Source organism: Alicyclobacillus shizuokensis NBRC 103103 (assembly GCF_001552255.1).
Classification (GTDB): domain Bacteria; phylum Bacillota; class Bacilli; order Alicyclobacillales; family Alicyclobacillaceae; genus Alicyclobacillus_G; species Alicyclobacillus_G shizuokensis.
The window spans coordinates 18816-38343 of sequence record NZ_BCQV01000012.1 but is presented as its reverse complement, the minus strand read 5'-3'; the positions used below and the strand labels follow the sequence as shown (position 1 = coordinate 38343).

Below are 19528 nucleotides of genomic sequence, written 5' to 3'. Positions count from 1 at the left end.
CCACCAGGAAGGCGTATATCTCGGCCGATTCCCGCCGCCGGTTGAGGCGGCCGAAAGCGCCAAAAGGGCCCACCCCATATGCGTCTTGAGCACCAGTACGTGATCGTCCGTCCTCATGGCGCGCAGCCGTGCCACCCACTTCGCTGGTTCCCGATAACCCACGCGCGGATCATTCAGACCAGCATCCACTAACATGTATGGGAAAATAAGGTTAATTGTTCATTTTCTTACTATAGCGCGGATGTCTTGGCGCATCAAGCTAAATTCGTCGGATTCAGGAATCATCCACCCCGAACTCGGAGAGCATACGAGGGGATTAAGCCCGCGATGGTGTGGCAGACAAATCTTCCCGCTACAAAGAGGGGTGGACATGGGCAAAGCTCCCGTCAATACAGCCGAGTCCAAGGCAACTGTGGCGACGCTGGCCGGAGAGGCAGCGCGCGTGCGCGTCACGGTGGACGGCCAGACTCTGGATGCGGCCGTGGACGAACCCATTCTTGCCGCCATTGTGCAGATGGAAGCCGATTTTCCGCATGTGTGTTTTCATCCTGCGCTAGGCGCTGTAGAGACGTGCGACACCTGCATCGCCGAGGTGGACGGACAGCTGGTGCGCACCTGTGCACAGGCGCCAACAGAGGGGATGACCATTCAGACCAAGACCCCACGGGCGAAGGCCGCCCGGCGCGAGGCCATGGACCGTATCTTGCACAACCATGAGCTGTACTGCACCGTATGCGACAACAACAACGGCAACTGTGTCGTTCACAACACGACCATGGCGATGCATATCAACAGTCAGAAGTATCCGTTTTCACCCAAGCCCTACGAGCAAGACAACTCGCACCCGTTTTATCGGTACGATCCGGACCAGTGCATCCTCTGCGGCCGCTGTGTGGAGGCCTGTCAGAACTTGCAGGTCAGCGAGGTGCTCTCCATTGATTGGGAACGGGATCGCCCGCGCGTGATCTGGGATGACGATGTGCCCATCAACGAATCGTCCTGTGTGTCCTGCGGCCACTGTGTCACGGTGTGCCCGTGCAACGCCCTGATGGAAAAGTCGATGTTGGGTGAGGCTGGGTTCATGACCGGGATGAAGCCGTCCCTGTGGGAGTCGATGGTCCACCTGACCAAGGAGGTGGAACCGGGCTATGGTCCTATCTTCACCGTCTCCGAGGTGGAGGCGAAGATGCGCGAGTCGCGCATCCGTCGGACAAAAACCGTCTGCACCTACTGCGGTGTCGGCTGCAGCTTCGACATCTGGACGAAAGGCCGAAAAATCCTCAAGGTGGAACCGCAGCTGGAAGCGCCGGCCAACCAAATCTCCACCTGCGTCAAAGGAAAATTTGGCTGGGACTTTGTCAACAGCCCGGATCGGCTGACACAGCCGCTCATCCGCCGCGATGATCGATTTATCCCTGTGTCCTGGGATGAGGCGCTCGATTACACGGCGCGGCGGCTGCAGGAGATCCGCCAGAAATACGGTCCAGACGCGATTGGCTGTATCTCCTCATCCAAGTGCACAAACGAGGAAAACTACCTGATGCAGAAGTTCGCCCGTGCGGTGATTGGCACCAACAACATCGACAATTGCTCGCGCTATTGCCAGACGCCGGCCACGGAAGGGTTGCGGCGGACCGTCGGGTACGGTGGCGACAGCGGATCCATCCACGACCTGGGGATGGCCGACTTGGTCATCATCGTGGGGGCCAATCCGGCGGAATCGCATCCGGTCCTTTCCACCCGTATCCGGCGGGCGCACAAGCTGCACGGCCAGAAGCTCATTGTAGCGGACCTGCGCAAAAATGACATGGCCAACCGCGCCGATCTTTGGCTGCATCCCAGGCCTGGCACCGACCTTATTTGGCTGGCCGCGGTCACGAAACACATCTTGGACAACGGTTGGGAGGACAAGGCGTTCTTGGATGCTCACGTGAACGGGCTCGACGATTTTCGCGCATGGCTCCAGCCCTATACGCTGGAGTACGCCGAACGGGAGACGGGCATCCCGCGCCACCAGTTGGCCAAGGCGGCCGAGATGATTCACGCGGCGCAAAAGGTCTGCATCTGCTGGGCCATGGGGGTGACGCAGCACGTGGGAGGCAGCGAGACCAGCACTGCCATCTGCAACCTGTTGCTCGTCACCGGCAACTTTGGGCGCCCTAGCACCGGAGCATACCCGCTGCGCGGCCACAACAATGTGCAGGGAGCCGGCGACTTCGGCTGCGCTCCGGCCTATATGCCGGGCTATGAGCGGGTGGAGGACGAAGCGGTGCGCGCCAAGTACGAGCGCGCCTGGGGAGTGAAGCTGCCCGAGCGGCCGGGCTTGGACAACCACCAGATGGTCGAAGCCATCCACAAAGGCGAGCTCAAAGCCATGTATCTGAAGGGCGAGGAGATGGCCCTGGTGGATTCCAATTCCAACTACGTACAGGCCGCCTTCGAAAAGCTCGAATTCTTCGTGGTCCAGGATGTGTTTTTCAGCAAGACAGCGCAGTTTGCCGATGTCATTCTGCCCGCCTGCCCGAGCCTTGAAAAGGAAGGCACATTTACCAACACGGAGCGGCGCATCCAGCGGCTGTACCAGGTGTTCACGCCGATGGGAGAGGCGAAGCCGGATTGGTGGATCATCACGCGGCTAGCGCAGAGGCTTGGGGCAAATTGGAAATACGAACATCCGGGTCAGATCCTCGACGAGGCCTGCGCCCTCACGGACCTGATGGCCGGTGTTCGCTGGGACCGGCTGGAGGGGTACCAGAGCCTGCAATGGCCGGTGCAGCCCGATGGGCGTGATACGCCGCTCTTGTATACGGACGGATTTCCGTTTCCCGACGGCAAGGCCCGCCTGCACCCGCCCACCTGGCGCGAGCCTGTCCTGGAGCCGAACCAGGAGTACGACTTGCACCTGAACAACGGGCGCATGTTGGAGCATTTCCATGAAGGCAATCTCACGTACCGCGTGTGCGGAATTCGCAGCAAGGTGCCGACCACCTATGTCGAGGTGTCGCCGGAGTTGGCGCGGGAGCGGGGAATTTCCGACGGCGCTCTGGTGCGTATCGTGTCGCCGTACGGATCGGTCCAAGTCAGGGCGACGGTGACAGACCGGGTGCAGGGCAAAGAACTGTATCTGCCGATGAATACGCCGGAGGACGATGAGGCGGTCAACTACCTCACCAGCAGCTACCATGACCACGTCACGCGCACGCCCGCCTATAAAGAGGTCGCGGTCCGCATGGAGGTGTTGGAACCGCGGGGACCGTCCCCCGTCGTACGCGGCAACTTTCGGCTCGGCCATCCTAACCCGCAGGCAGGTGTGGAGGTGGAACGCAAGTGGCGGCGCGGTGACTACCGCTCACTGGTGGACCGCACGGTGCAGCCGTTCGTCAAGGGTGCCGCCGTGGACGTGTACACTGCCAGACAGCGCGTCGCCGGGAAGGCTGCGCCTGCGCCAGGACCTGGTGGCCATTCTCCAGACGGCCGGTCGGCGACCGGTCTCGGTGCGGGCAGCGGCTTCACATTCGACGGAGAACGGCAAGAGTCGCCGGTCGACAGCCAAGGACCATAGGGGAGGTATTCATCCATGGCACAGGCCATCCGTTTGATGGCTCCAACACCACGCCCAGCTGTCGGGCCGGATTCCGCGACGGCGATTGCAGAGGCGGCGGCCAAGCACCACGACGCCATCCAGGCCGGGCTGCGCCTGCTGGACGCGCTGGAAAAGAGCGGCCTGTTGGAGATGGGGTCTGCGCTGCTCGAACAGGGCAGCGATGTGTTGGAGATCCTCGTCCGCCAGGCCGGAAGGCCAGAATACGCGGGCGGTATCAAGAACCTGATAGGGCTGCTGCAGCTCCTTGGCCGTCTCGACCTGGCGCGGCTGCAGCCGCTCTTGGCCCCCTTTTTACGGCCCGCGTGGGACGCGGCTGAGGCGGGCCAGCCGGAGGTCGCTGCTTCTCCGCCGGCAGCGCTCCGTGCTGACGGTTTCTTCTCGCTGCTGGCCGCTCTGCGCGATCCGGACGTCGCCGCTGGTCTCGCCTGGATGCTTGGCCTGCTGCAGGCGGTCGGGCGGGGGCTACGTCAGGAGAGCGGCACAGCCGAGGGAGTAGAATAAGATCCTTTCTGAGCGTACGCTGTTGCTTCGCGTCTCCGCCCATATCGTTTGCTGCCCATTGATGTCAACTCTTTCAGCAGGAATGCTAGAATATATACTAGATAGCAATGAGCAACCGGTTGCTGCAATCGATTGCAAGAAAGGGTTGGAGAGTATATGAAATTCACGATGGAAGATGTCGCGAAGCTGTCTGGAGTGTCTAAGTCCACCGTCTCGCGAATTCTAAGCGGAAAAACGGTGAATATCTCAGAAAAAACAAGGCAAAAGGTGCTGTCGGTCGTTCAGGAACTAAATTATAGACCGAATGAGCTGGCTCGTAGCCTCAAGATGGCGCAAACACGGGTAATTGGTCTCATTTTGTCGGACTTGAAGAATCCATTTTGGATGACCGTTCTGGACGGTGTGGAAGAGGCGTGCAATCAATTTGGTTACCACCTAATGATCTGCAATTCGGGAAACAACGGCGACAAGGAGCAAGAATATATCCTCAGCCTGCAGCAAAGGCGGGTCGATGGGATTCTTATCAACCCTACCGTGCACAACAAGGAAATGCTGGCCCATCTTATCCAAACCGGTTTTCCGCTCGTGTTCCTAAATCGAACGATTCAAGGGATTGTCGCAAATTCTGTTGTTGTGAACAATAGGCAGGGAATTCGTCTGGCCGTCGAGCACCTGTTTGGACAAGGATTTAGGAGGATTGCCCTTGTCACCTACAATGAAGAAGGCGTCAGCACGTGGACGGAACGTGTAGAGGGTTACAAAGAAGGGATGCGCGAACATGGCATCAATTCCGTGGCCGTATGGCGGAAGCACCCTGAAGCGGAGTTGAATCTTTCACCTCTGTACGAAGAGTATCAACCGGACGCCGTGATTGTTACTAACAACGTGCTTACGTTGTATGTGATCGAGAGGTTGCGGGAGCTAAACCTGCGAATTCCCGGCGACGTCGCTATCGTTGGGTATGACGAAACGGTCTGGGCCAAGCACCTAGCCCCACCTTTGACCACGATCAAACAGCCAGCTCGTGAACTGGGAAGGATAGCTACGGAATCGGTCATCAAGTTGATCCAAGGTGAGAAACTGTCTGATGATGCAGTGACTCTGACTCCAGAGATCGTCGTCCGCGAGTCCTCAGTCCGGACTCGGTGACGAGAAAATCCGATTCCGTTGAGAAATCTATCTATTGACTCAATCAGAAGTCGGATGTACAATCAAGGCAATCGGTTGCAGAAATCGATTGCATATAACCCTCGGGGGGGATTTCGACGTGTCACCGGAGGAACGTCAGGAGCTATTGGAACTCTTCGAAGGATTGCGGGTTACGGACGTGCGTGACGGAATGGATTGGAACATGATGCACCATTACGGATCGGTTTCCTATGACATTCGTCCTCTCTTCCGAACGCGGGCTTTCGGAATTGCAAGGACGGCGAGGTACGTGCCGTACGAGAGTAATATTCCATCCATGAGTCCGGAGGAGTACACGCAGTGGGTTTCCTGGTATTACCGCGAGGTTTGCAATGATCCTTGGTTTCATGACATCGAGCCTGGAGATTTCATCGTCATCGACCAGAGTGGCGTGGATGTAGGGATCATTGGCTCCAATAATTCACTTGCCTGCTATGCAAAAGGAATCCGAGGTATCGTTACCAACGGCGGAGTTCGCGATACTGATGAAATTATTCTTCAAAAGATTCCTGTGTGGTCAAAGTTTGTGAGCCAGAAGATGGACCAGGGAAGGATACGCTTTGAAGCAAAAGACGTTCCGGTAAACATTGGCGGCGTTGTTGTATACCCGGGAGACGTGATTGTGGCCGACGGGGACGGTGTGATTGTTGTTCCGCGTAAGATTGCGAAGGACGTTGCCAAGTATGCAAGACAGGAGTTGGAAAAAGACAAGATTGGGCGACGGAAGCTTTACGAACAATTAGGTTGGGAATTGGACGAGACGGTGAAATGATTGGATGTGGCTTCTTCACCGCACTGCCGGAGGGTATACGGTGAAAATCGCGTTTGGGAATGACCACGCTGGTGCTGGCCTGAGGGATTTCCTTTGTGTTCACCTGCAAGAATGCGGGCATAAATTAACGGACTGTGGAATCAGATCCGTAGAACCAGTGGATTTTCCAGATATCGTAGAAAAAGTTTGTGGGCTCGTGCTCGACGGCACTTGCGATAGAGGCGTAATCGTGTGTGGAACGGGTGTCGGTGCAACTATCGCAGCGAACAAGTTCCGTGGAATTCGCGCCGCACTCTGTCACGACGCCCACTCAGCTCATCAATGTGTGGAACACGATAATTGTAATGTATTGTGCCTGGGGGCGCAAATCATAGGTCCATGGCTTGCTCAGGATATCATCGACCGTTATTTGGCGGCGCGCTATGTCGAGATGCTTCCGTTCAGTAGACGGCTGGCCAAGGTGCGGGCCATAGAAGAGGGTCAACGTGTCGCTCCGGAGTCTTGAGGAAGTATCCAGCACTATCTGCAGGAAAGGCGGGATTTTCCATGAAGAGAAAATGGGGATCCGCATTCGTGGTCTCGATGGCCGCCGCTTGCCTTGTGTCAGCTTGTGGCCAGGGGAACAACTCCGGGACGGACAACGCGGCCGGGGGAGCTAGCAAAGAGAAGGTTACGATTCGCTTCACGTGGTGGGGGGACCCCGTTCGCAACAAGGTATACAATGGTGTCATTTCTCAGTTTGAGAAAAAGTACCCTAATATCGATGTCAAGGCAGAACCGACCAGTTGGGCCGATTATTGGACCAAGCTTTCTACCCAGATTGCAGGTGGGAATGCCCCAGACGTTATTGGTATGCATCAATTCTATGTCTCCGATTATGCGGAACGAGGGGCCTTACTGAATTTGGAACCCTACGTCAAGTCGGGCGTGATTAACCTGAAAGACTTCCCTCAAGCTGTGACGGACAGCGGGAAAGTCAATGGGTCTTTGGACATGATTGCTCAGGGCGTGACGATGTCTGGGCAAATTTACAATGAGACTCTCTTCAAACAGCTGGGTGTCCAACCGCCCACAATGAACTGGACGTGGGACGATTTTATTAACGAAGCCACCGCCGTGAAAAAGGCCTTCATAGCCAAAGGGGAAGGCAAGGATCATTGGGGAGCAGATGATGAAAGCGGTGCCATGGAGCCTGTCTTTGAGTATTTTCTGCGGGAGCGCGGAAAGGACCTATTTACGACTGACGGGAAATTGGGGTTCACCAAACAGGATTTGGAAGATTGGTTTGCGATGTGGGCGAAGCTTCGCAAGGACGGCGTTGTCCCCGATGCGGCAACCGAGGCGCAGTATACAGGGGTGGCCCCGGAACAAACATTGTTCGCCAAGGGCAAGGTTGGTATCACTGCGATACCTGCCAACCAGTTATACCTGTACCAAACCGCCATGCCAGACGCCAAAGTCCGATTGGTCGGCGAACCTCGGATGAAAAATGGAAGGAACGGGGAGTTTGTCGAAGGAGCCTACCTCGCGATTCCGAAATCTTCCCAACATCCGAAAGAGGCCGCTGAGTTCATCAATTTCTTCATCAATGATGTAGGAGCGGGAAAGATATTCAAACTTGAACAGGGCTCGCCCGGATCCACAAAGATAGATTCAGTTATCAAGCCATTGCTTTCGCCGCCACAGCAATCAGAGATGGACTTCATCAGCAACAGATTGAAACTGGCAAGCACGGCCCCGAAACCGCCCAAAGGGTACAACCAGATTGCTGCAGATTTTACCAATGCCGCCCAAGCTGTCGCGTATGGCAAGGTGTCGATATCCCAGGGAGCCCAACAGTTCTTTGAGCAAGTAAACAGCCTTCTGGGTCAATAATTGGGGCCCCAGTGTGTTCGAACCATGGGTGGCGGGCGCAGTGCCCGCCCTTCCTGGAATGATGAAATGGGGGGGACCACTCTGAAACCGTTGCATGAAGTGCAGAAGCGAACGGATCTCGCAGCTCGGAGATACGTAATTCTTCGCACAATGTCCTTGAAAGCTCGGACTCGAAATGGCCAATCGAGTATGGCCGGATATCTTTTTCTTACACCGTGGCTTGTGGGTTTGCTCGGATTAACAGCCCTGCCCATGATCGCATCTTTGTATCTATCATTTACTAATTATGACATGATCAATCGTCCTCGGTGGATTGGAATCGGTAACTATGTTAAAATGTTCCAGGATCCGCAGTACCTGATGAGTGTAAAGGTTACACTCACCTACGTATTACTGAATGTGCCTATTCATCTCGTCGTAGCCCTGCTCATTGCCCTTTTGCTGCACAAAGGCATTCGCGGACTGCATATATACAGGGCAGTCTATTACGTTCCATCCCTGTTTGGTGGCAGTGTGGCAATTTCCTTGTTATGGAAGCAAATTTTTGGCGGGGGCGGTCTGGTCAGTAATCTGCTGGAGCATCTATTCGGTTTACAGAATGTAAACCTGATTGATTCTCCACAGACAGCGTTATATACCTTAATCATTTTGGCGATTTGGCAATTCGGGTCACCTATGATCATTTTTTTGGCCGGCCTACAACAAATACCTGTCGAACTCCACGAGGCCGCGACCATTGACGGAGCCAGCACATCGAAACGATTCTTTCGAATCACCTTGCCGCTGTTGACACCTTTCATATTTTTCAATTTGGTGATGCAGATCATCTCATCATTCCAGGCGTTTACGCCGGCGTACATTGTGAGCGACGGCAGTGGTGGTCCTCTCAACTCAACCTTGTTCTATACGCTGTATTTGTATCAAACCGGATTTTCTAATTTCCAAATGGGATACGCTTCAGCCATGGCTTGGGTGTTGCTGATTGCCATTGCCATCATTTCGGCGTTCCTCTTTGCGACATCCAAGAAATGGGTATTCTATTCGGAATAGGCGGTGGGTTGATGTGAGCCTGACCAGAGTGCATTGGTTCCGGCATGTTTTTAACATCTTGTTGGGTATTCTCATGATTTATCCACTTCTATGGATGCTGGGCAGTTCGTTCAATCAGGAGAACCAAATATTTAGAGACAACTTCTTCATACCCAGCATGCCGACGCTTGCGAATTATGTCGAGGGATGGGCTGGGCTGTCCGGGATTGGTTTTGACCGTTTCTTCCTAAATTCATTTTTCATCGTGGCTATGTCTATTATCGGAAATTTGATTTCCTGTTCTATGGCGGCGTACGCCTTTGCCCGGCTGAATTTTCGCCTTCGACGATTTCTCTTTGCGGTAATGCTTGTAACGCTGATGCTGCCCTTTCATGTCACCGTGATTCCTCAATACATTTTGTTCCATAAATTGGGGTGGATAAACACCTACTGGCCGTTGATTGTTCCTAAGTTTCTCGGCGTGGAAGGATTTTTTATCTTTCTTATGATTCAGTTCATGAGGGGCATACCCAAAGAATTGGATGAGGCAGCCAGGGTCGATGGATGCGGACCTGTACGGATGTACTTTTTTGTGATTCTGCCCATGACCGTTCCCGCTTTAGTTACTACGACAATCTTCACTTTTATTTGGACTTGGAATGACTACTTCAGCCAGTTACTGTACATCAGCAGTACAAATCTTTACACGGTCGCACTCGCCCTGCGACAATTTGTGGACGTGACCGGGCAAAGTTCATGGGGCCCGCTGTTTGCCATGGCCACCCTGTCTTTGGTCCCGTTGTTTATCATATTCATATTCTTTCAGAAATACCTCATTGAGGGCATTACAGCGGGAAGTGTCAAGGGATAGGCAGCCGCCCTCTCGTTGGACAGATAAATCCAACCCTTCGGTCATAGGTAAAACACGGATCATATGGAGGGGAGAGATGGAACCATGGGTGACATCCGTAAACAAACAATCGGTTTTCTGGGATTGGGTGCCATGGGACTGCCTATGGCCACCCGCCTGTGCAAGGCAGGATACAGTCTGAATGTCGTTCGACACAGGCGACCACAGCCTGTACAGCAACTTGAGACGCTCGGAGCAAAGGTTGTTCGCGATGTGGCGGAGATGATAGAGCAATCCGATGTGGTGATGACCATCCTGCCGTCCGACCGTGAAATGGAATCTTCCTTACTGCAGGAGGATGTTTTATTCAGAGTGCGCCCGGGGCTCGTCCTGGTTGAGATGACATCCGGCAGCAAAGGCGTTATGAAGCGCGTGGATGAAGAATTCCGGTCTCGCGGTGCGAGTGTTTTGGACGCCCCGGTTAGTGGCGGGACTTCCGGGGCGGAGAACGGAACGTTAACCATTATGGCCGGGGGCAGTCCCGCTGTTATCGAAGCTGTCCGCGACATTCTCGGTGAACTGGCCGCCAACGTCATTCCGGTTGGCGATGTTGGGGATGGCAAAGCCGTCAAGGCCATCAACCAGATGTTGGCCGGCATCCATATGTTGGCGACAGTGGAGGCCATACAGTTAGCGCGCAAGCTGAATCTGGACATGTCCCGCGTCCTTGAGGTGGTCAGCCAGAGTTCGGGAGCTTCCTGGATCTTTACCCACAAGAGCAAAGATATTCTTACCGGGAACGACTCCCTGGGATTCAAAATGAATCTCATGATCAAGGATCTCGGCATCGCTTTGTCCGACGGAGCTTCCGTCTCGATGCCTCTGGCCAGTCTGGCAAGAAGTTTGTACCTGTTAGCATCCCATAAGTTCGGTGAGGTTGACTTTTCGGCCGTCAGCAAATTGTTTGATGCAGAATGAGACAACCCACGTCACGTATACAGGGAGAGGAATCATGGGCTCACACGGATTTCAAGTTTTACAGATGTCGTCGCGTCCTAGGTGGGAACTCGTGGAGGGCTATCGAGGCATTTCGACTCCGCTGATCAGTGACAATCTGAATCGAATTTACGGCTCTACGGCTCACTTGCGGCCGTTGCATCGAGGCGCACAACTGCTGGGGGTCGCCCTGACCGTCAAGACCAGACCGGGTGACAATCTGATGGTGCATAAAGCACTGGACCTGGCGCAGGCAGGGGACGTGATCGTTGTCGATGCGGGTGGAGACGTAACAAATGCCATTGTCGGCGAGATCATGATGACACTGGCGATGCACAAAGGCCTTCGTGGGTTTGTGGTCGACGGTGCGATTCGGGATGTCCGAGCATTCGCTGAGGCAGACTTTCCGGTGTACGCGAGGGGGGTAACACACCGAGGTCCTTACAAAGATGGCCCCGGGGAGATCAATGTCCCCGTATCGGTTTGCGGTATGACCGTGGTTCCTGGAAGCATCATCGTGGGTGACGCGGATGGGGTGGTTGCAATTCCGCCCGATGCGGCCGAGTCAGTCTTGCGCGCAGCGGTAAGTCAGAGACAACGCGAGCAAGCGATCCTATCTGATGTTGTGTCAGGAACTGTGGATCGCAGTTGGGTAGACCAAACTTTACGACAAAAGGGATGTTCATTTGATGTCTGACTTCATCAGGATTGATTGGCTGCAACTACAGGACTGGTGCGAGCAGATACTGCGGCTGATTAAAGTACCGCAAGACCGTGCTTCCTTGATTGCCGAATCATTAGTTCAGGCGAATCTTCGTGGGGTCGACTCACATGGAGTCGTTCGAGTGCCGATCTATGTGAAACGCATTCAGAAGGGAATGGTCGACCCCAGGGCCGAGATCGCCATAGAGTCCATCGCTCCGGCAGCGGCTCGGGTCGATGGGAACAACACCGTAGGCGTGGTAGCAGGTAGCGCGGCGCTGGACGAGGTTCTTCGCCTGGCCAAAAGCTGCGGCACCGCGGTGGTTGGGGTCAAGCATTCCAATCATTTTGGGACCGGAGCCTATTATGCCCTGAAAGCCATTCAGCGGGACGTAATACTTATCGTCATGTCCAACGCCTCCCAAACCATGCCTCCCACCGGAGGAATAAGGCCATTCATCGGTACGAATCCGCTGACGGTGGCGATACCGGCAGGCGATCAACATCCTTTTATTCTCGATATGGCCACGAGTGTTGTTGCCAGAGGGAAAATCATTGTGGCGGCAGAAAAAGGAGAACCCATTCCGGAGGGCTGGGCCCTAGATAAGTTCGGGAGGCCAACGACCGATGCGGCAGCAGCTCTCGAGGGTTCAGTTTTACCCTTTGGAGGATACAAAGGGTATGCCATCTCCCTCTTGATAGACATGCTGGCCGGGGTCCTAACGGGTGCCGGATTTGGTCGGTACGTCCGGAATATGTATGAGGACTGGCTACATCCGCAAAATGTCGGGCACTTGTTCTTAGCCATTGATATAAACCGGTTCATGCCGGCAGAAGAGTTCAAGTCGCGCATGGATCAATATATCCGTGAATTGAAGGCGGAGCCTAAGGCTCCCGGCGTGGACGAAATCTTCATACCCGGAGAAATTGAATCCCGGATCGAGGAAATCAATAAGAAGAATGGGATTCAACTACCAGAGCGGGTGCTTGAAGAGCTGAATAAGTTATCCCGGGAACTTGGTGCGCCGTCTGTGTTGACCCGAATATCTGGCAAGGAGATGGTGTAAATGCTTCAACGTACCTTTCGTTATGAACTTCCGACGGCCGTCGAGTTTGGATTCGGTGCTGTAGACCGTCTGCCTGATCATGTTCGCAGTCTATCCGGGACCAGGGTTCTGCTGGTCGCCGATCCCGGGGTTGTAAAGGCGGGTGTGGCTGAAAAGGTGCTGGAGGTGCTCAAGAAGGCTCATGTACCGACCCATGTCTTTTCCAAGATTCAATCGGATCCGGACATTCAGTCCATAGATGATGGTGTCCAAGTGGCTTTCCAACACGGGTGTGACCTGGTTGTGGGGGTTGGTGGCGGCAGTTCCTTGGACACCGCCAAGGCTATTGGACTGATGATGAAAAACGAAGGCAACATACGAGACTACGTTGGCATCAACAAGGTGCCCCACAAAGGAGCTCCGGTCATTGCGGTCCCAACGACTGCGGGAACCGGAAGCGAAATCACCATCTGGTCCGTTTTATCTGACCGGTCTCGGCAAGTGAAAGTCAGTGTCGGTAGCTACTTTAATTGTCCTGACCTGGCCCTCTGTGACCCGGACCTGACGCTTACGCTGCCTCCTGAAGTGACGGCTGCGACAGGGATGGACGCGTTGACTCATGCGCTGGAATCCTACGTGAACAAGACGACTCAACCCATTTCGGAGTCCATGTCGATACGCGCCATGCGTTTGATTGCTACAAGTCTGCGTCAAGCCGTGTGGCAAGGGGACAATCGAGAAGCGCGGTACAATATGCTCTTGGCCAGCTTAATGGCTGCCATGGCGTTCAACCCGACTCGCTTGGGCTTGGCACACGCGTTGGCGATGCCACTGGGAGCGCGTTACCACATCCCACACGGAGTGGTCAATGCGATTTTACTACCTGAGGTCATGCAATTCAATGTGGTCTCGAATGTTGAAAAGTTTGGCGATATAGCTGAGATTTTCGGTTGCAGCAGACGAGGAAGAACGCGGCGGGAGTTGGCCGAGGAGGCCGTATCGGTCGTTCGGAAATTAAAGGAAGACATTGGCATCACAGCTACGCTCTCAGACTTCGGGATCAAGGAAGCTGCCTTGCCTTCCGTGGCCGCTGAGGCGTTGGAGTCGGGCAACGTGCCGGTGAATCCACGTCGAACTACGGCCGAAGATTTGATTTCCATCTGTCGAATGGCGATGTAGCCCATAACTTGCATGTGAGTACATGAATCGGGAGTGGTTAAGATGTCCAGCATGAAGGAATGGTTATCCCAATCCACGGGTCACGAATACGGGCATTTCATCAACGGAGAATGGTTGCACCAGGGACCTAGAAAATACGAACTGGTTAATCCAGCCCTTAAGGAACAAGTGCTGGGTTTGTTCTGGGAGGCGGATGAAAACATCGCCAATGAGGCCGTGCGGGCGGCCCACCACGCCTTTGATACTTGGTCGCAGGTCCCCGGTCCGGGGAGGGCAGAGATCATAGCGAAGTTTGCGTCTCTCATGGAACGGGATCGCGACGAACTGGCGTATATCCTTTCAGCGGAACAAGGAAAACCCCTGAACGAGGCCATTGGAGAGGTGCAAAGGGCTATCAAGGAAGCGCGTTTCGCGGCCGGCGAGGCCCTAAGAATCGAGGGTAAAATCATTCCCAGTGAACGCACCAACGTGGATATTGAGGTCATCGGTCAACCAATCGGCGTTGTGGCGGCCATTGCTCCGTGGAACTTTCCCGTCGTTACTCCGGTGAGAAAGATTGCTCCCGCGCTTGCCTATGGATGCACGGTTGTCTACAAACCTGCCACGTTGACACCCTGGTCTTCTTCGAAATTAATGTCCCTACTGCGCGAGGCGGGAGTGCCCGCGGGGGTCGTGAACCAAGTCATAGGTTCCGGTCAGACAATTGGTCCAGTGCTCGTTAACCACCCGCTTGTACGTGGAATTAGTTTCACTGGGTCGTCGCAGCAGGGGATGGCGATTCAGCAGCAAGCTGCTCGTAGACTAATACCCACACAATTGGAGTTGGGTGGAAAGAACCCTGCGGTCGTCCTCGACACCGAGGATGTGGAGTCGGTTGCTCGGCAAATTGTCAACGCGGCTTTCGCATGTTCGGGCCAAAGGTGCACCGCCATCAGCCGGGTCATTGTTGTGCAGCCGTTGGCGGAAGTCGTAACGGCTGCTATTCTGCAAGAAGTGAAAAAGATACAGGTCGGACCCGCCTGGGATGCACAGGCTACCATGGGACCGCTGATTAGCGAGGAGCACCTGAACACAGTCGTAGATTACGTCCATCAAGGTCTTCAAGAAGGAGCGACGCTGGCGTATGGAGGCGAGCAAATGAGCGAAAGCGAACATAGTCGTGGCCACTATATGCTGCCCACCTTATTTACTAACGTGACCAGGGAGATGCGTATCGCTCGCGAAGAAATTTTCGGGCCCGTCCTGAGCATTATCACCGCTGCCGACGAGGAAGATGCCATTTCGATGGCGAACGATGTAGCCTATGGTTTGGCCGCGACTGTGTTCACCAATCGATTGTCCGCTGCACGAATGGCTGCCAAACGCCTTCAAGCTGGCATGGTGCACATCAATCACGGCACGGCCAGTGAACCCCATGTTCCGTTTGGAGGTATCAAGGAATCGGGATATGGTCCGTACTCGATTGGTTCTACAAACCAGCAGTTTTACATGCAGACCAAGGTGGTGTATACGCAATACCAGTGACAAACGAACTTCGGCCTGCCCGTGGTGCATCCTACTCCGACGTTGTATCCTGTTGAACAGGATACAGACATGAGGGGGCGCCTACTTGATGCAGGCTTACTTACGCGAAGTGGCGCGCGGGCCGAAGGGGGCGCGGGACCTTGAGGCTGAGGCAGCCTACGAAGCGGCCTGTGCGATTTTGGACGGACAGGCTACGGACGCGCAAATTGGGGCTTTTTTGGTGGCCCTGCGCTTGAAAGGAGAGAGTGTGGACGAGTTGGCCGCTCTGACCCGGGCGCTCAGGGAGCGCTCGGCGACGGCGGGCCTTGAGGCGTGCTCTGGACCGGTGCTGTCGGCGGTGCCCGGCGTGCTTGATTGCGCCGGGCCGTACGACGGGCGGGCGCACAGCTTCGCGGCCACAGTGCCGGCGGCCGTGGTCCTGGCCGCGCTCGGCGTTCCGGTATTTTTGCACGCATCGGCGTCCCTGCCGCCCAAATACGGGGCGACGCTGTTGGACATTTGGCGCGCCCTGCGGATCGCGCCCGCGCATTGGTCTCCGGTGGCGGATGAAACTCCGAGCCCAGAGCGGCTGGCGGAACAGCTGGCGGACGCGCGCGTGGTCTTGGCGGACACGGAGCGCTGGTGCCCGGCGCTCGCTGGCTTGCGGCCCTTGCGTCAGCAGCTGGGGGTCCGCACCGCCCTCAACACGGCGGAGAAATTTCTCAACCTCAGTCAGGCGGAGTTTCTGGTGGTTGGGGTGTTCCATGGCGCCGCGGTCGAGAAGGCTGTCGACCTCGCCCTGCGAGTGGACGGGCGGAGTGTGCTGGTGGTGCAGGGAGTGGACGGATCGGAAGACGTACCGACACACCGGGCTTCACAGATTTGCCGAATTGAGGATGGGAAGATAGAGAAATTGGTGGTGAACCCTGCCGACCTTGGCGTGCAGGCACCGTGTCTACGCGTCGAGTGGTCTGCTTCCGACCAGGCGCACGCGATTGAGGACGTACTGCAAGACCCACAGCACCCATGGCGGGCCATGGTGGTGTTGAACGCCGGAATTCGGCTCTGGCACGTGGGTCGGTGCGAAGACATCCGCGAGGGAATCGAGCGGGCCCGGGAGTGCCTCGACTCGGGGAAAGCCTGGGAGCAATTTCAGGCGATGCAGTCGGACACGCCTTGATATGAGCGCGGGGGTGGCCAGCCGCGGGGACAGCCCCCTGCCTGGCGCCGGGGGTGGCCAGCCGCCTTTTTTCCCTTCATCGAGGACGAGCCCCCGGCGCCTTGGATTATCGCAGCGAAGCTCAGAAGTTGAAGTTGTCTGGATCCGCCCCGAAACGGTGGTTCTGATTCAGACCGTCGATTTTTTCCATGTCTTCCGCCGACAGTTCAAAGTCGAAGACGCTCGCGTTTTCCACGATGCGGTTCTCATGCACCGACTTGGGAATCGTGACAACCTCGTTCTGCAAATCCCAGCGCAGCACGATTTGCGCCGGGGTCTTGCCGTACTTGTGCGCCAGGTCGGTCAGCAGCGGCTGGTTCAGGTTGCCCTGCATCAGGGGGCTCCACGCCTCCAATTGGATGTTGTGCTGCTTGCAGAACGCGTGCAGTTCCTTTTGCGTCAAGAGGGGGTGGTATTCGACCTGGTTGACCATCGGGACAATTTGGCTGTCCACCATCAGGTCTTGCAGATGGTGAATTTGAAAGTTGCTCACCCCGATGGCGCGGACAACCCCGTCCTGGTAGAGTTTCTCAAGCGCCTTCCAGGTGTCCTTGTATTTCCCTTTGACCGGCCAGTGAATCAGGTACAGATCCACGTATTCGAAGCCGAGCCGCTTGCGGCTTTCCTCAAAGGCCCGCAGGGTGCTGTCGTAGCCCTGGTCCGAGTTCCAGACCTTTGTGGTGACAAAGACTTCCTCGCGCGCCACACCTGACTCGCGAATGGCTTTGCCCACACCGGTTTCGTTGCCGTACACGGCCGCTGTATCCACATGGCGGTATCCGTGCGCGAGCGCGGCCTTGACGGCCTGTTCCACCTCTTCGCCGTCCTTGGCCTGCCAGACGCCCAGCCCAAACCACGGCATCTGGACACCATTATGCAGCACCGTGGCGTCTGCAAGATGACGAGCTACCATCCAGATCAACCTCCCAGCTGCGGGACTTGCGACAAATGCACCGCACAATCTCTACTTTAATCCACAATCCCCAGTAGATTCAAGCACATCGCAAGACGTAGTTGACAATCAAAACGCATACTGACTATATTGAACTTACGTTATAGATCCAATAATAAACTCATTTTATCATTTGTGAACAATCAGCTGGGCCGACCAGGATGAAGGGAGGTTTGAAAGCGTTGTCATTAGATGCGGATGCGCACCTTCGGCCGCCGTATGGGTCAGGGGTCGAAGTGCTGCGAGGCCATCAATTTGCCGAATTGAATCGTGTCCTGATGGAGGCCAGGGAGCACAATCCGTTCTACCAAGAGAAGCTGGCGGGCGTGAAACTGCCGCTGCAACGCTGGGAAGACCTGGCGCAGGTTCCGTTCACGACGAAGGCCGAATTGGTGGACGACCAGCAGCGGTTTCCCCCCTTTGGCCGCAACCATTACTTGCCGGAACATGAGTATGTCCAGTACCACCAGACCTCCGGCACCAAGGGCAAACCCCTCAAGGTCCTGGACACGCCCGAGAGTTGGGCGTGGTGGCGGGACTGCTGGGTGGAGGTGCTGCAAACCGCGGGGGTGACGAGGGAGGACCGTGTGTTTTTGGCTTTTTCCTTTGGCCCCTTCATCGGGTTCTGGGCCGCCTACGCAGCGGCGGAAGCCATTGGGGCGCTGGTGATTCCCGGGGGTGGCCAGACCTCGTTGGAGAGGTTGCGGCTCATCCTGGAGATGCGAGCCACCGTGCTCTTGTGTACGCCGAGCTACGCGCTGCACCTGGCCGAGGTCGCGGCGGAAAACGGGCTGGATCTGAAGTCCTCGGCGGTGCGTGTGCTCATCCACGCTGGTGAGCCGGGCGCTTCCATTCCTTCGGTGCGGGATCAGATTGATACCTTGTGGAACGCGCGCTGCTACGACCACTCGGGAATGACGGAGATGGGGGCGTACGCCTACGCGTGTCAGCTGCGGCGCGGATTGCACGTAAACGAGCGGCAGTTTTTCGCCGAGATTATCGATCCCGTGAGCGGCGATGCCGTCCCTCCGGGGCAGACCGGAGAGCTGGTGTTGACCAACTTTGGCCGCCGTGGGTACCCGCTCATTCGCTATCGGACTGGCGACATCGTGGTGGCGGCGGACCAACCGTGCCCCTGCGGCCGCCCGTTCCGTTTTCTACCCGGTGGCGTGGTGGGGCGCAGCGACGACATGGTGGTCATTCGCGGCGTGAACATCTTTCCCCAGTCGATTGAGGCCATTGTCCGGGAGTTTTCCGACGTGCGGGAGTTCCGCATCGTGTACTACACCGAAGAGCAGATGCCGCAGATCAAGGTGCAGGTGGAAGCGGACACCCAGACTGTCGGCATCCTGGGCAGGCGTCTGCGGGAGGGCATCGGGCTGCGCATTGATGTCGAGCCGGTGGAGCCGGGGAGCCTGCCCCGGTTCGAAATGAAGGCGCGCCGCGTGCTGGATCTGCGCCCGCAAACTCAGGTTGCCGCGTCAGGTCCGCTGGCCCCTCAAGATGGGACGGATTGAGTGCAGGTCTCGTTTGCACTGACCGTTCGGGGCGGATGATTCCCCCGAGCGGGCGGATGACGCTGGTTCGCAGGACGGAAAGGAGAGTTCCAGTTGCCCGAACATGTACTCACCACGCGCGTCGAGTGGGGAGAGACCGATGCGGCTGGCATTGTCTATTACCCCAATTATTTCCGGTGGTTCGACAAAGCCAGCCATGAACTGCTTCGGTCTCTGGGGTTGCCGCCACGGGACCTGTCGCAGCGACAGGGCATCCTGTTGCCCATCCTGTCCGCACACTGCGATTTTCGTGCGCCTCTCCGGTACGACGATGCGCTGACGGTCACCTCCCGCATCGGCCAGGTCAAGCGGCGTTCGTTCCAGATTCTCCACACCGTATGCACTGGGGATACCGTGACCGGCGAGGGCCACGAGTGGCGGGCATGGGTGCAACAAGACGGAGCGGGACTGCACGCGGTCTCGATTCCTGAGCACGTCCGCCGGCTGTTTGGCAGTCGCGAGTGATGGCCAGGCGGCCAGGCGTCAGTTCCGCGAAGCAGAGGAAGTCCGCCGCTAGAGTTGCTCGAATCAGCGGATAGCCTGACCGCATGTCTCC

General features: G+C 56.2%; 17 protein-coding genes. 16 read left to right on the top strand and 1 reads right to left on the bottom strand.

Going from position 1 to position 19528, the window contains the following annotated elements; all coding sequences use genetic code 11:
- Positions 1–370 precede the first annotated feature (370 nt).
- The 14 genes from fdhF to ASH01S_RS06090 all read left to right on the top strand — a co-directional run bounded on the left by fdhF (position 371) and on the right by ASH01S_RS06090 (position 16425).
- A complete protein-coding gene (gene fdhF / locus ASH01S_RS06155) occupies positions 371–3562 on the top strand; it encodes a formate dehydrogenase subunit alpha (RefSeq protein WP_083516862.1) in 3192 nt (1063 codons plus the stop codon).
- Positions 3563–3577: 15 nt separating this feature from the next.
- Positions 3578–4105 (top strand): helical membrane plugin domain-containing protein, encoded by a 528-nt coding sequence (locus tag ASH01S_RS06150; protein WP_067925189.1) that lies wholly within the window; start codon positions 3578–3580, stop codon positions 4103–4105.
- Positions 4106–4261: 156 nt separating this feature from the next.
- Positions 4262–5254: a LacI family DNA-binding transcriptional regulator gene (locus ASH01S_RS06145; RefSeq protein WP_067925186.1), complete on the top strand. Its 993-nt coding sequence runs from the start codon at positions 4262–4264 to the stop codon at positions 5252–5254.
- A 118-nt stretch (positions 5255–5372) separates the two neighbouring features.
- On the top strand, positions 5373–6065 hold the full coding sequence (locus tag ASH01S_RS06140) for an RraA family protein (protein ID WP_067925183.1): 693 nt from the start codon (positions 5373–5375) through the stop codon (positions 6063–6065).
- A 40-nt stretch (positions 6066–6105) separates the two neighbouring features.
- The gene (locus tag ASH01S_RS17860) at positions 6106–6570 is read left to right on the top strand and encodes an RpiB/LacA/LacB family sugar-phosphate isomerase (RefSeq protein ID WP_083516861.1); all 465 of its coding nucleotides are present in this window, start codon (positions 6106–6108) and stop codon (positions 6568–6570) included.
- 41 nt (positions 6571–6611) lie between these two features.
- Positions 6612–7940, top strand: a complete 1329-nt coding sequence (locus ASH01S_RS06130) for an ABC transporter substrate-binding protein (protein WP_083516860.1) — start codon at positions 6612–6614, stop codon at positions 7938–7940.
- A 150-nt stretch (positions 7941–8090) separates the two neighbouring features.
- Positions 8091–8990 (top strand): carbohydrate ABC transporter permease, encoded by a 900-nt coding sequence (locus ASH01S_RS06125; protein ID WP_083516859.1) that lies wholly within the window; start codon positions 8091–8093, stop codon positions 8988–8990.
- 73 nt (positions 8991–9063) lie between these two features.
- Positions 9064–9840: a carbohydrate ABC transporter permease gene (locus tag ASH01S_RS06120; RefSeq protein ID WP_083516873.1), complete on the top strand. Its 777-nt coding sequence runs from the start codon at positions 9064–9066 to the stop codon at positions 9838–9840.
- An 84-nt stretch (positions 9841–9924) separates the two neighbouring features.
- Positions 9925–10797 (top strand): NAD(P)-dependent oxidoreductase, encoded by an 873-nt coding sequence (locus ASH01S_RS06115; RefSeq protein ID WP_067925168.1) that lies wholly within the window; start codon positions 9925–9927, stop codon positions 10795–10797.
- On the top strand, positions 10787–11512 hold the full coding sequence (locus ASH01S_RS06110; RefSeq protein WP_281178200.1) for an RraA family protein: 726 nt from the start codon (positions 10787–10789) through the stop codon (positions 11510–11512). The genes ASH01S_RS06115 and ASH01S_RS06110 overlap by 11 nt, the downstream gene beginning before the upstream one ends.
- Positions 11505–12584: an Ldh family oxidoreductase gene (locus ASH01S_RS06105; protein ID WP_067925162.1), complete on the top strand. Its 1080-nt coding sequence runs from the start codon at positions 11505–11507 to the stop codon at positions 12582–12584. Before ASH01S_RS06110 ends, ASH01S_RS06105 begins: the two co-directional genes overlap by 8 nt.
- On the top strand, positions 12585–13742 hold the full coding sequence (locus ASH01S_RS06100; protein ID WP_067925160.1) for an iron-containing alcohol dehydrogenase: 1158 nt from the start codon (positions 12585–12587) through the stop codon (positions 13740–13742).
- 42 nt (positions 13743–13784) lie between these two features.
- The gene (locus ASH01S_RS06095; protein ID WP_067925157.1) at positions 13785–15266 is read left to right on the top strand and encodes an aldehyde dehydrogenase family protein; all 1482 of its coding nucleotides are present in this window, start codon (positions 13785–13787) and stop codon (positions 15264–15266) included.
- 88 nt (positions 15267–15354) lie between these two features.
- The gene (locus tag ASH01S_RS06090; RefSeq protein ID WP_067925154.1) at positions 15355–16425 is read left to right on the top strand and encodes an anthranilate phosphoribosyltransferase; all 1071 of its coding nucleotides are present in this window, start codon (positions 15355–15357) and stop codon (positions 16423–16425) included.
- Positions 16426–16546: 121 nt separating this feature from the next.
- On the opposite strand, the gene ASH01S_RS06085 is transcribed toward ASH01S_RS06090, so the two are convergent.
- The gene (locus ASH01S_RS06085) at positions 16547–17377 is read right to left on the bottom strand and encodes an aldo/keto reductase (protein WP_067925151.1); all 831 of its coding nucleotides are present in this window, start codon (positions 17375–17377) and stop codon (positions 16547–16549) included.
- Positions 17378–17589: 212 nt separating this feature from the next.
- On the opposite strand from ASH01S_RS06085, the gene ASH01S_RS06080 reads away from it, so the two are divergent.
- Entirely contained in the window at positions 17590–18933 is a 1344-nt protein-coding gene (locus ASH01S_RS06080) for a phenylacetate--CoA ligase family protein (protein WP_245628950.1), read from the top strand.
- 93 nt (positions 18934–19026) lie between these two features.
- Positions 19027–19437 (top strand): acyl-CoA thioesterase, encoded by a 411-nt coding sequence (locus ASH01S_RS06075; protein WP_067925148.1) that lies wholly within the window; start codon positions 19027–19029, stop codon positions 19435–19437.
- The last annotated feature ends 91 nt before the right edge of the window (positions 19438–19528 follow it).

Excerpts from the sequence above, each read along its gene's own strand:
- ASH01S_RS06150 (WP_067925189.1), top strand. The coding sequence starts at position 3,578 with ATGGCACAGGCCATCCGTTTGATGGCTCCAACACCACGCCCAGCTGTC.
- ASH01S_RS06100 (WP_067925160.1), top strand. The coding sequence starts at position 12,585 with ATGCTTCAACGTACCTTTCGTTATGAACTTCCGACGGCCGTCGAGTTT.
- ASH01S_RS06110 (WP_281178200.1), top strand. The coding sequence starts at position 10,787 with ATGCAGAATGAGACAACCCACGTCACGTATACAGGGAGAGGAATCATG.
- ASH01S_RS06095 (WP_067925157.1), top strand. The coding sequence starts at position 13,785 with ATGTCCAGCATGAAGGAATGGTTATCCCAATCCACGGGTCACGAATAC.
- fdhF (WP_083516862.1), top strand. The coding sequence starts at position 371 with ATGGGCAAAGCTCCCGTCAATACAGCCGAGTCCAAGGCAACTGTGGCG.
- ASH01S_RS06105 (WP_067925162.1), top strand. The coding sequence starts at position 11,505 with ATGTCTGACTTCATCAGGATTGATTGGCTGCAACTACAGGACTGGTGC.
- ASH01S_RS06130 (WP_083516860.1), top strand. The coding sequence starts at position 6,612 with ATGAAGAGAAAATGGGGATCCGCATTCGTGGTCTCGATGGCCGCCGCT.
- ASH01S_RS06120 (WP_083516873.1), top strand. The coding sequence starts at position 9,064 with ATGATTTATCCACTTCTATGGATGCTGGGCAGTTCGTTCAATCAGGAG.
- ASH01S_RS06115 (WP_067925168.1), top strand. The coding sequence starts at position 9,925 with ATGGGTGACATCCGTAAACAAACAATCGGTTTTCTGGGATTGGGTGCC.
- ASH01S_RS06090 (WP_067925154.1), top strand. The coding sequence starts at position 15,355 with ATGCAGGCTTACTTACGCGAAGTGGCGCGCGGGCCGAAGGGGGCGCGG.
- ASH01S_RS06085 (WP_067925151.1), bottom strand. The coding sequence starts at position 17,377 with ATGGTAGCTCGTCATCTTGCAGACGCCACGGTGCTGCATAATGGTGTC.
- ASH01S_RS06145 (WP_067925186.1), top strand. The coding sequence starts at position 4,262 with ATGAAATTCACGATGGAAGATGTCGCGAAGCTGTCTGGAGTGTCTAAG.
- ASH01S_RS06125 (WP_083516859.1), top strand. The coding sequence starts at position 8,091 with ATGTCCTTGAAAGCTCGGACTCGAAATGGCCAATCGAGTATGGCCGGA.